Source organism: Paenibacillus sp. Soil766, assembly GCF_001428105.1.
In the GTDB taxonomy this organism is placed as follows: Bacteria; Bacillota; Bacilli; order Paenibacillales; family NBRC-103111; genus Paenibacillus_E.
In genome coordinates, this window is sequence record NZ_LMSJ01000049.1 from 1 (window position 1) to 11,630 (window position 11,630).

An 11,630-nucleotide genomic window follows, 5' to 3' on the forward strand; every position below is an offset into this window, starting at 1 on the left:
CCGTTACCCTCTTCATACCATACCATGGTTTAATGCGTGCTTAGAAATCAGTTGTTAGACAGTCTGACGTACGGTGGTGTGAGAGGTCGGGGACTAGCCGTCCCCTCCTACTCGATTCAAAACTTATTTGTCACCCAACAACAATAGATCCATTTCTCAATAAATAATGAAAAACCTAGATAAAATAAAGAGACCATAGCTCGTTGCTATGGTCTCTTTCTATGAAGTTCAGCTGTCCATCAACGTCTACCGCTTAACCGTTTGATTGCTTCCTCGGTCACTGGTGCGAAGAGGTTAATCAGGTTGCCGTCGGGATCGCGAAACAGCACAGCACGGTTCCCCCACGGCATCGTGGTTGGTTCCTTTACCCACTCGTCGACAAACGGCTTCAAGCGCTCGTATTCGGCATCGACATCGTGGACGCGGAACTCGAGGATGACAGTGTGATTGCTGGCCGCTACCGCGGAACCAGCGCCGAACAGTTGCACTGTCTGGGAGTGGCCGATCGCCAGGGTACATGATGGCACAACGAGTTCGGCAAATATGGGAGCGGGGCGTTCCGCCGAAACACCCAAGACTTTTTCATAGAACTCGACGAGACGATCTACGTCGTCGGTAATGATGCGTACAGAAACAAAATTCACTAGATATCATCCTTCCTAAAATACGATTACTTACTCCGATTATAATAAAACATTACTGACAACAGTATGTCAGTAGTGTTTTACCATTTTTAGCGTTTCCTCCAGAATTGGTTTACCGTCGTCTATAATACTATCTTCCTAATCTCCTCTCTCACGATTTGCATGAAAAGATTCTTGGAAGATGCTGGCGGATACTCTCGACCACGAACCTGCAGGAGGCCAATCGGAATGAATGGCTCGTCCAATTCGACATGTATTCTCGTGACATCAGAGGTCAGCGGAGTTGAATCGAGCATTACACCAACGGAGAGCGTTTGTTTAGTGAAGTGGGGAATGGCGGAAATTCGGCTTACCGTGTTCAGAAGAGGAGGAACAGTTTCGTATCTGGAAAGCTGTTTGGCTAGCTTTACATAGTACAGACAAGTACGCCCCCCGGCCATGATGGGGAAGTCGAGAATTTCCCTGAAGGGAATGCTGTTTCTTTCACATAAGGGATGCTTGCGATCCGCGACAAAAATGATTTTCTCTTGATAAAGAGGCTCGAAATAAAAAGAAGATGGATCGGATGGCTCGCCGCAGATGGCAAAATCGAGCTCGTCTTGAAGAAGGGAGTGAGACAAGGAGTCCGTATTTCCCATAACGATCTGGCAGGCCATTCTTGGCTTGTGTTCGTGAAAGGTTCGTAAGGAGTTCGGTAGAACGTAATCGCTCGTTGGTTCGATTCCTCCGACGCGCAAGCTGCCAATCTCGTCTTGCTGCAGCGCCTTGGCTAGTTCGGATACATCGTTCCAATGTCGAATGAGTTTATCAATCTCCGTTGCGAACACTCGCCCGGCGTTCGTCAATTCCGCATCCCACCCCCGCTTGAATAGCTGTAAGCCCAATTCTTTTTCCAATCGTTGAATTTGATTCGTTATGGTCGATTGTGCGTAATTCAATTTCTCGGCTGCCCGAGAGAACGTTCCTTCTTGAAGGATCGTTTGAAAAGCAGTCAGTTGTCTTAAGTCCATCTATGTCACCTCGATCGATATAATTGATTAAGAATATTATTTTATTCAATTATATAAATGAATGGACGTAAAGTACAATTGGCTTAACCTAATCAAGGAGTGATAAGATATGCCTTTCATCAGAGTTAGTTATTTGGAGCAACAATATGAAGCCTGTCAGCTAGAACGAGTGAGTCAAACGATTATGAGCGCGTTGGTCCGACACTTCCATGTACCAGAGGATGATCTATTCCAGGTATTCCATGCTCATAAATCAGAAGAATTTTATTACAGCAAAAATTATTTGGACATCGAAAGAAGCGACGAGTTGCTGTATATTCAAATTATGCTCAAGTCTGGAAGAACGAGGAAACAAAAAACAAACTTTTACGAGGATCTGGCTGAACAATTATCAAAGACCATTCCCATGAGAAAAGAAGACGTGTTCATCGTGCTCGTCGATTCGGAGTTCGAGGATTGGTCGTTCGGCAACGGTATCGCACAGATGCTGCAACGGTCTGGAAGAGGGGACATGGCACATCGGGAAATAGTGTCAAGCGCACGAGAATCGTTCGGGGAATTTGCTCCGGCATTCGTCGGCTACTCAGAAGATGTGTTATTCGGAGATCTGTGGAGAAGGGAGCAATTATCTCTTCGGGATCGCAGTATGATCACGGTCACTGCGCTTGTAATGGGAGGAATGACCGATGAGCTTCCCTATCACCTGCGATTGGCCGTAGAAAACGGACTGAAATCAGAAGAACTGGTGGAAGCGATCACACACCTGGCCTTTTATGCTGGCTGGCCTCGTGCGGCTTCGGCTCTCCAGGTTGCGAAAGGTGTTTTTTTGAGTGATTCAGCGGAGGCATTAGTTTAGGCTATGCCTCCATGCTCCATAAATACCCCCCGTCAATTAATAATGACGGGGGGTTAACTTGTTTAACAAGAAAGCGGCAATGTGATTTCAATCGTCGTACCTTTGTTAACTTCACTTTGAACATGGACTTTACCGTTGTGATTCTCGATGATTTTTTTACTTACCATGAAACCTAATCCAGTTCCTTTTTCTTTTGTCGTATAAAAAGGTTGCCCTAATTTGGCGAGAACTTCCTTCGGAATTCCACAGCCTTGATCATGAAGACGGATCAACATCTCTTGATCACGATCACTGCTGATTTCTATTGTTATTTTGCCGCCTTCTGGCATGGATTCAATGGAATTTTTGATGAAATTGATAAATACTTGCTTGAGTTGGTTTTCATCGCAATACAGATGGGTAACCCCTGGCTGATATTCTGTAGAAAATTCAACATTGTGAAGGATTGCTTGTGAGTCCAAAAGTGTCATAACTTGGCTTAATAACACCCGTATATCTTTTCTTTCATACTTGATCGATTGCGGTTTCGCGAGTATTAATAATTCACTAAGAATTAATTCAATCCGTTCGATTTCAGAGGACATAATATCGAAATATGTTTGTTTCTCTCCGATGCCTGATTTCATTAATTGAATAAATCCTTTAATGGAGGTAATGGGATTCCTGATCTCATGGGCAATTCCTGCTGCTAATTGTCCAGCTACAGATAATTTCTCGGAATGTTGAAGGTGCTCTTGAGCAATTTTCCAATTTGTAATATCCCTTAATGTAACGGACCAGCCAAGCTTATTTCCTTTACCATCAAGAATAGGTGAAGCGGTTAATACCACATTCAAATATTCCCCATTTTTATGTATCCGGGTCGTTTCGACACCTGTAATAGAGTGTCCATCTCTCACTTGTTCACGCATATGCTTGAATTCATCATAATAGTCAGCAGGAATGAAAGGAAGGAGATGTAGTTCAATGCCAATGACACTTTCTTTTGACCATCCGAACATATTCTCAAATGCGACATTGACTCTAGTAACAACGCCGTCGTTGTTGAAAATGATAATGGCATCAGAATTATTTTCAATAAAGGATTCATATTGCTCTGTTTTAGATTTAAGATCCTCTTCCGCACGCTTTCTAGCTGTAACGTCTCGACATATACCTGTAATACCGATGATCGATCCACTACGATTCAGAAGGGGGGATAACGTAGCCTCCACGTTAATGAAGATACCGTCTTTTCGCTGACGAATGGTTTCCAGACACACAACAGTTTCTCCAGCTTTTATGCCTTGATGAATGCGGTTCATGGAATCCTTGAGGAAGTCAGGAATGATAGGTAACTCTTTGCCTTTAACCTCTTCAGCGGACCATCCAAACAGCGTTTCAAAAGCGGGATTCACCTCTAAAAGGGCATCTTCTACATCGATCACCCATATGGCATCCGCTGTATTTTTGATAAAGGACTCCAATTGTGCTGTTTTAGCTTTAAGATCCTCTGCTGCTAACTTACTTTCCGTAATATCTATTATTTGACTAAAAAATAATGGGGGTCTATGTTCCTCCCTAATGCAAGTAATAACCAATAAGGTCCATACGATAAAACCATTTCTGTGGATAAAACGTTTCTCCATTTGGTAACTATCCATCTTACCGTCTAATAATTGATTCCTAATATTCAATGCTTTGTCCAGATCATCTGGATGAGACATGTCCTGAAATGTCATGCTAAGGAAATCTGATTCCGAATAACCAATGATTTGGCATAAGATTGAATTGACTTGCAGCCACTTTCCTTCAGTTGATAGTATTGCCATGCCAATAGGAGAATACTTGAAAGCTTGAGAGAACAGTTCGGGCTGTGAAAAAGCTAAATTTATTGCCATACAACCTCCTAATCAACGTTAGTTTCCTCAAATTAATTGGACAACGTGTAGCGTTATTCCTCTAAATGTTGATATTAATTGTACTTGTGCAGAGACACTTTGCTTTCTCGCCCCGCTTGAAGTAACTGAGGATAAATTCACTTTAATAAATCTGTCATAACCAAATTATTTCAAATATGTGGTACGATTTTAGATGATTTAAGGATGATACGTTGAAAATAACGATTCTGCCATCTACAGGAACTATTAGTAGCTATAAGATCTGAAGTGAGATGGTCGACAATCTCAATCGAAGATATTGCTCAGGTGGTTAGAAACTGTTCTAAACAGCGGTACGGAAATTGTAATGGTACTAATACCAAAGTAATTAATATCATTCTTTCTGAGGGCATCAAGCCAATGGGCAGGAAGTATGTTCATCTTTCCGAATCACTTGAATTCGCAACGCTAGCAGGGGAGAGACGAGGAGAGTTAGTCATTCTTGAAGTAAATGGCAACACAGCTTTCGAAAATGGTGTGAAGTTTTATGCTGCCAATCATGGCGTATGGCTCGCCGATGCAGTACCTGCTCAGTATTTATTTTGGAGAGGGCAGTAAACAGTGATTTCAAGAACATAAAGGAGGAATCGAAAGGGAACCTCTCCGGTATCCCATTCATCCGTAGGTTCTATATAGCTCCCTCCTTTTCCTCATCGACCGAACTCACTCCATACCGCGCCAAAGCCTTCGTCGCCGACTCCAGCATGCGTCTTTTCAAAAAATTTCCCTCAACGACACGAACTCGTTTCCCGAGAAAACGGATCTTGGAGAGGAGATACTCCGTTTCGTCCCCAAGTATAACTACCCTGACTCTGTAGATTTCATTTTCTGTGTCGTAAGCTACGTCTTTTTCGAAGCTAGAGAGGGCGTATAGGATACGCGATAACTCTCGATTGTAATCACGAACGACTTCAAGGACGGCTTCGCCTTTCCGAGCGTCGAGAGCCTTCTTGATTTCTATATGGATACTATCTGTATCTACAGTTTGCAATGCCTCTGCCGTGACACCTGTAATCTTATCCAATTTCGTACGCATGAACATGTGATGCCGAAGGTGGAACCAGAGCAGGTACCATTCCCTTTTGACCATGGAGTATTCTAATTTATAGGGTAGCCCTAATTGGTCGGGATGAATGCGTCCACCTTTAATTACGTAGGATAAGCGTATGCCGCTCTTCTCTGTTATTAATCTTCGTAAAAACCGCAGAAGCGGGTGATAAACCTGTTTCTCCCTACTGCGGGCTTTTTCAATGAGATGATCAGAGGCGTCCATGACCCCATCTTGTGCTAGGATAGCGCGTAGTTTATTCAATGTATCAGGAGTGAAAGCCGCGTCAGCCGCAGGATGCCCGAGCATCGTATTCAACCAGGCTCTTTCGTGCGAAGTGACCATGAACGTACCTGAATCCTCTAACCGGGAAATAATTTGGTAATTAAAAATCTTCTCAAACAGATTCATAATAAGCCTGAATCTCCTTCCATTCGGCGATCATTTCCCTGCGGAACTGAATCGGCTCGAGTATTTCACAGCTAGACCCGAAGCTTCGCAGCCACGGCTTGATTTCAGTCGTCCCGTTAACGAGAATCTCATAGATAAAAGAATGCTCATCCTCCTGCACGATCTGCCCCCATTGTCCTTGCAGCTTAACACGCTCCTTAACAAAGTTAGGCGCAGAGCCCTCTGGATTGTAAAATCGGGCACGAACCGTGACAGGCTGCCCCGTGTCAATCAACCAGCTATACTGAATTTTCGCATGTAGATCGTTCAACCTGTTCTCAAAGATATCCTTGTCAACGGATTCATCCTCTTCGATCTGCGTGATCCCTTCCAACCGATATTTCCGAATCCCCTCTCGGCCATTTGCGAGAAGATACCATCGTCCATATTGGTGATCGTAGACCACTTTCAAGGGGAGCGTTTTCTCCACTTTGCCGTTCGTATCCCGCTCGAATAACGGGTTGGTGTTCTTGGAGGCGTAGCTTTTCTCGGACTTCGGTGAAAAATATAAGAATCGAACCTTACGACGACTACGGATCGCGCTTAGGATCGTGAACAAATGTGCCTCATCTAAGATGCGAGAATAATAGTGATACTTATATAAAAAAGGCTCCATGGCATGCTTCTCCACTTGTTGGCGAACCAGATGCTTCTTCAAACCATCGCGCAGCAAGTATCCTTGAACAGAAGGAACCTGTGTGTTCGCCATGACATCTACGAAATCATAGAGATCATAGAGCTCATCATCCGACAGTCCGTGGATTAAATCGTTTTGAATGCGGTAGCGATAGGGACGAGCACCTGCTTGTTTTGAAATGACACCAACTTCTTCCAAATACTTGAGGTCGGTGCGAATCGTTTTCTCATCAGGCAAAGAAAGATCGGAAGATTGACTGGTACAACAGATGTCTAACAGCTCCATGGCTGTCAATGCTTGTTCGTTCATAGCAGCTAAAAGCAGCGAGATTCGCTGAGATTCCGATTCCTTCAGGGATTTGGCTCGAAATAAAAACAGGAGCATCGGATCGGTGGACTCGTAATAGCTGTAGCGAATCGTTTCGGCGAACTCCTTGCGTTCCTCCAGGGGTAAGTGCTGGTACGTGGAGCTTACGATCTCTTTTAACCGTCGAATCGTCTTGTCAAAGGTATGGATCGAAATGCCAAGCCGCTCTGAAAACTGTTGTCTATTATAGGCACCACTCGTCAGCACGAGCATGCGCAGAAACTGGATTTCTTTATCAAAGCTTTCCTTAGCCACCGTCGCAATCCTCCGTTCCATCTACATGATATTTCCATTGTAACAGGGGATGGAATTGGGCGAAATGGTAAACTTTCTCTATTGTCGTAATACTTTCGCCATGTTCGAGTGGCAAGAAATAAGCGAGAATAAGGTCATAAAGCCGACACGATAACGTGTTGGAGAGAACAATCATCGAGGCGCTTGGAAGGGTTACTTCGACTTTTAATCGGCATGTCGTTGGTTCGAATCCAACTTCCACCAAGTGGTGGAATAGCTCAGCGGTAGAGCAGCACGTACCTTTCCGCCACATTTCCTCGATGATTTTCACACAAACGAATAACTGGTGAGGCGCTGAGATGGGTTACTTCGATCTTAATCGACCAATAGTAAAACCCGGGCATTACGGCAGGTTCGACTCCTGCAGATGACCTATCTCGCTTTTTCCTCACCAATGTTTCATTCAAGGAGGTTTAGAACATGAGCATAGCCAAGAAACTGTTCGGATCACTTAGGCCGAATACGGTTAACAAACACAACTATCCAGCATTCACGCGCTCTGTGGAAGAACAATATCTACAGACACTTCTAACGAATACAATGAGCAATACTTTTTATGCGGATCAAAATGAGTTGGTTTCCGAGGCTGCGCAACTACATCACGAAATGGCAGATGCCAATCCGACGTTTATGGCTAAAGCCATTGTTTTCGCTCGGAATGAAGGCTTCATGCGTTTGCAGCCGCTATTCGGTCTTGCGATTTTGTCTCAGTACCGACCAGACTTGTTCGCACTAATCTTTATGCAGGTCATCCGCATACCTTCGGATTTGTCGGATTTTCTAACGATGTTGAACGGGCTTGGACGAGGAGAAGGCGGCCGTTCCGTGAAACGGCAAGTGAACCGCTTCTTAGCCAGCGTATCTGAATACTGGGCGATGAAGTATAGCGGGCATGGAAGAGGGTATAGTCTAGGAGATGCCATCGCTACGGCACATCCGAAACCTCAGGATTTGAAGCAGCAGGCGCTGTTTCGTTATTTGCGGGGACAAGAGGCGAATCTGGCCTTGCTGCCGCAGGTGGAAGCGTTGGAGAAATTGAAACTCGCCTCAACGGAGCAGGAGCAGATTGCTTGGATTGAACGTGGTAAACTGCCGTATGAAACCGTGACAGGTGCGATCAAGCCATCGAAAGCCGTTTGGGAAGCGTTGCTCTATCAAATGCCGACATTTGCTCTGCTTCGTCATATGAACGCTTTGTTGCGGGTTGGTGTTTTGGAAAAAGGGAAGAACCTAGACTATGTTATTCAACGAATCACGGATAAGCAGGCGCTTCGTAAAGCCAAAATCCTGCCATTCCGGTTGGCGACAGCGTTCCGTCAAGTAGAGCACCCGGACTTGCAAGACGCTTTGCGCGAAGCGACGGATCTTACTTTTGACAATCTGCCTGATTTGGGAGAACGTACCGCTATTTTCCTAGATATCTCCGGCTCAATGAGCGGTCAGTATCTGGAAATAGGTTCCGTATTCGCCTTGGCGCTGTACAAAAAAACACAAGGAAACTCCTTATTCTGGCTCTTCGATACAGACGTCGTGGATGCCAAACCCTCCCGTAAGGATAGTATCCTCACGCAGGCTGCACAGATTCACGCTCGCGGCGGAACGGACACAGGAGCGCCGGTCAGGAAGCTGATCCAGGAGAACAAGAAAGTAGATCAAATCATCATGATCACTGATGAGCAGCAGAATAGCGGCAGTTCCTTTTACCAAGAGCTGAATCGGTATCGTTCCAAAGTCAACGGTGATGTGAAAGCATTCATCGTCGATATAGCACCTTACCGTCATGCAATGGTTCCGTTTCAGGATCCTCAAACCTTTTACATTTATGGGTGGAGTGACACCGTTCTTGCTTACATTGCGCAGTCTGTGAGAGGATATTCAACTCTGGTAGAGCGGGTAGCGGCGATAGAGCTAGAGGATTGAGTTAAATGGGAGGAATTTACAAACGGGATTGAAGTATACAAGTAAGAAAGGGGAAGAACCACATGTCAGATAGTCAGCATCACATCCTGGAAGAATTGAAACGAATCGAGAAGGAAGAAGGCGTTTGTATCTTATATGCCTGTGAATCAGGCAGTCGTGCATGGGGCTTCCCGTCCAAAGACAGCGACTATGACGTAAGATTTATATATATGAGACCAGTGGACTGGTATCTATCGATTTATGAGAAACGCGATGTCATCGAGCGGCCGATCAGCGATATGTTGGATATCAATGGCTGGGACTTGAAGAAAGCCCTGAATTTGTTCCGTAAGTCGAATCCGCCATTACTTGAGTGGTTACAGTCTCCCATACCGTATATGGAAAATTTTTCGATAGCTGATCAGATACGCCGCATTTCGCCTTTGACCTTCTCGCCGAAGTCTTGTATGCATCATTACCTGCACATGGCGAAGGGGAATTATAGGGAATATTTGCAGGGCGATCATGTCAAAATTAAAAAGTATTTCTATGTCCTGCGCCCGATCTTGGCCTGTGAATGGATTGAACGAAATAACACTATGCCGCCTATTGATTTTCAAGATCTAGTCGATAGCCTAGTGCCAACGGGCAGTCCGCTGAAGGCTGCTATTCAAGAGCTGCTTGCTCGTAAAATAGCCGGCGATGAAATGGATTATGAGCCGAGAATCAATCCGATAAATGAGTTTTTGGAGGCGAGAATCGCCTACTATGATCAAACCGCATCCACTATGCAGGTTGGTGAGGGTGGCCAGGATGGGCAGCTCGACGAGTTGTTTCGCTCGGCATTGAGGGAAGTATGGGGATAGGGGTTACAATTTTATATACAGGAGCTGAACCGCATGGCCTATCAAAATATTAACGGCGTACGCATCTGGGGGCAACCCGACGAAGGTGCGTTGTCACAAGCAAAGACATGTTCAGAAACAGGAAGAGTCGTTCAGACACTTCTTATGGCTGATCATCACAAAGGGTACAGCCAGCCGATAGGCGGGGTTGTTGTATACGACGGTCAATTATCGCCATCAGGCGTAGGTTATGATATCGCTTGCGGGAATAAAGCCGTCAGAACTAATCTAATGGCTTCCGATTTGAATCCTCGCATGGCAGGGAGGATGGATCAAATTGCTCGCAAAATTTCATTCGGTATCGGACGTGTAAACAATGAGAAGGTTGATCATGACTTGTTCGATGACCCAGATTGGGATGTGTATAAAGCAATCGGTAAACAAGAGCACGATAAGTTGAAGGCATTAGCGCGAGATCAACTTGGAACGGTAGGCAGCGGGAATCATTTTGTGGATGTGTTTGAGGAAGTGAGTACGGGCCGAGTGTGGGTGGCTAATCACTTTGGCAGCCGCGGGTTCGGCCATAAGACGGCGAGTGGTTTCATCAATCTGACGGCTGGCCGCGACTTTCTGGGCAACGCACCAGGTGAAAAAATGGACCAACCGCCGATTCTCTTAGATCTGTCGAGCGAACTGGGAGACATGTATTATAGGGCCATGAAGCTGGCAGGGCGATACGCCTATGCGGGGCGAGATTATGTGATGGAGCAAGTGTTGGCTATTTTGGGTGCAGAAGCGGATTTTGCGGTGCATAATCATCATAATTTTGCATGGAAAGAGATTCATAACGGTCAGGAGTCAATAGTAGTTCGGAAAGGGGCTACGCCTTCTGCGCCAGGGCAACTCGGCTTTATCGGGGGTAGCATGTGCGATATTTCTGTGATCGTGAGAGGGAAAGATACCGATGAGAATCGAGATGCTTACTACAGCACGGTGCATGGCGCAGGCAGGGTTATGAGTCGGACGCAGGCTGCCGGCAAAATGAACTGGAAAACCCGCTGCCGCAGCGGCGGGCAAATTTCGGTGGATCGCATGATGAATGCGGTCAACGATTACGGCGTCGAGCTTCGCGGAGCGGGCACGGACGAGAGTCCCTTTGTCTATCGGAAGCTGGAAGATGTGCTGGCTGCACATGAGGAAACGATCGAGGTTCTGCACGTGTTGAAACCAATCGGTGTTTGTATGGCGGGGGCGGATGAGTTTGATCCGTATAAGGATTGAGAGCTAAGGTCGAAGTCCCGCGCAATAGTGATGAAAAACATCACTAAATCGACCCGCTTGCCTAAACAGCGTCGAAGTCCCGCGCAATAGTGATGAAAAACATCACTAAATCGACCTGCTTGTCCAACCAACGTCGAAGTCCCGCGCAATAGTGATGAAAAACATCACTAAATCGACCTGCTTGCCTAAACAGCGTCGAGCTCCCCGACAATAGTGATGAAAAACATCACTATTGCCAGCCACCCAAACAAAATAAAAGCAGTCCCCCAAGTCATAATCTACTGAAGTGACCCCTTAAAGTTAGACATATATATTAAGCAACCTGTTGGGCATGGGCTCGGTATTGTACTGGGCTCATGCCTTTTAATTTTGACTTTATCC

Annotated in this window: 11 protein-coding genes and 1 pseudogene; 7 read left to right on the forward strand and 5 right to left on the reverse strand. The window is 45.5% G+C overall.

The annotated features are described in order from the left end of the window. Positions 1-239: 239 nt before the first annotated feature. Both ASG89_RS29350 and ASG89_RS29355 read right to left on the reverse strand, forming a co-directional pair. Entirely contained in the window at positions 240-644 is a 405-nt protein-coding gene (locus ASG89_RS29350) for a VOC family protein (RefSeq protein ID WP_057314909.1), read from the reverse strand. Positions 645-766: 122 nt separating this feature from the next. Further along, the gene (locus ASG89_RS29355) at positions 767-1,654 is read right to left on the reverse strand and encodes a LysR family transcriptional regulator (protein ID WP_057314910.1); all 888 of its coding nucleotides are present in this window, start codon (positions 1,652-1,654) and stop codon (positions 767-769) included. Between the two features lie 184 nt (positions 1,655-1,838). On the opposite strand from ASG89_RS29355, the pseudogene ASG89_RS35900 reads away from it, so the two are divergent. Together ASG89_RS35900 and ASG89_RS29365 are read left to right on the forward strand one after the other, a co-directional pair. Further along, positions 1,839-2,111 (forward strand): annotated as a pseudogene (locus tag ASG89_RS35900) (tautomerase family protein); the annotation flags it as partial. 54 nt (positions 2,112-2,165) lie between these two features. Continuing rightward, a complete protein-coding gene (locus ASG89_RS29365) occupies positions 2,166-2,510 on the forward strand; it encodes a carboxymuconolactone decarboxylase family protein (RefSeq protein WP_057314917.1) in 345 nt (114 codons plus the stop codon). 62 nt (positions 2,511-2,572) lie between these two features. On the opposite strand, the gene ASG89_RS29370 is transcribed toward ASG89_RS29365, so the two are convergent. Further along, on the reverse strand, positions 2,573-4,390 hold the full coding sequence (locus ASG89_RS29370) for a PAS domain S-box protein (RefSeq protein ID WP_057314911.1): 1,818 nt from the start codon (positions 4,388-4,390) through the stop codon (positions 2,573-2,575). Positions 4,391-4,657: 267 nt separating this feature from the next. On the opposite strand from ASG89_RS29370, the gene ASG89_RS29375 reads away from it, so the two are divergent. After that, positions 4,658-4,987 (forward strand): RNA 2'-phosphotransferase, encoded by a 330-nt coding sequence (locus ASG89_RS29375; protein WP_235549972.1) that lies wholly within the window; start codon positions 4,658-4,660, stop codon positions 4,985-4,987. A 70-nt stretch (positions 4,988-5,057) separates the two neighbouring features. On the opposite strand, the gene ASG89_RS29380 is transcribed toward ASG89_RS29375, so the two are convergent. Both ASG89_RS29380 and ASG89_RS29385 read right to left on the reverse strand, forming a co-directional pair. Beyond that, positions 5,058-5,888: a WYL domain-containing protein gene (locus ASG89_RS29380; RefSeq protein ID WP_057314912.1), complete on the reverse strand. Its 831-nt coding sequence runs from the start codon at positions 5,886-5,888 to the stop codon at positions 5,058-5,060. Further along, complete coding sequence (locus ASG89_RS29385; protein ID WP_057314913.1) at positions 5,875-7,185, reverse strand: helix-turn-helix transcriptional regulator; 1,311 nt, start codon at positions 7,183-7,185, stop codon at positions 5,875-5,877. The genes ASG89_RS29380 and ASG89_RS29385 overlap by 14 nt, the downstream gene beginning before the upstream one ends. Before the next feature lie 155 nt (positions 7,186-7,340). Between ASG89_RS29385 and ASG89_RS37975 the strand changes: the two genes are divergently transcribed. The 4 genes from ASG89_RS37975 to ASG89_RS29400 all read left to right on the forward strand — a co-directional run bounded on the left by ASG89_RS37975 (position 7,341) and on the right by ASG89_RS29400 (position 11,249). Then, positions 7,341-7,514 (forward strand): hypothetical protein, encoded by a 174-nt coding sequence (locus tag ASG89_RS37975; protein WP_157276859.1) that lies wholly within the window; start codon positions 7,341-7,343, stop codon positions 7,512-7,514. Between the two features lie 130 nt (positions 7,515-7,644). Continuing rightward, a complete protein-coding gene (locus tag ASG89_RS29390; RefSeq protein WP_057314914.1) occupies positions 7,645-9,144 on the forward strand; it encodes a TROVE domain-containing protein in 1,500 nt (499 codons plus the stop codon). Positions 9,145-9,206: 62 nt separating this feature from the next. Further along, complete coding sequence (locus tag ASG89_RS29395) at positions 9,207-9,989, forward strand: nucleotidyltransferase domain-containing protein (RefSeq protein WP_057314915.1); 783 nt, start codon at positions 9,207-9,209, stop codon at positions 9,987-9,989. A gap of 33 nt (positions 9,990-10,022) precedes the next feature. Next, positions 10,023-11,249: an RtcB family protein gene (locus ASG89_RS29400; protein ID WP_057314916.1), complete on the forward strand. Its 1,227-nt coding sequence runs from the start codon at positions 10,023-10,025 to the stop codon at positions 11,247-11,249. The last annotated feature ends 381 nt before the right edge of the window (positions 11,250-11,630 follow it).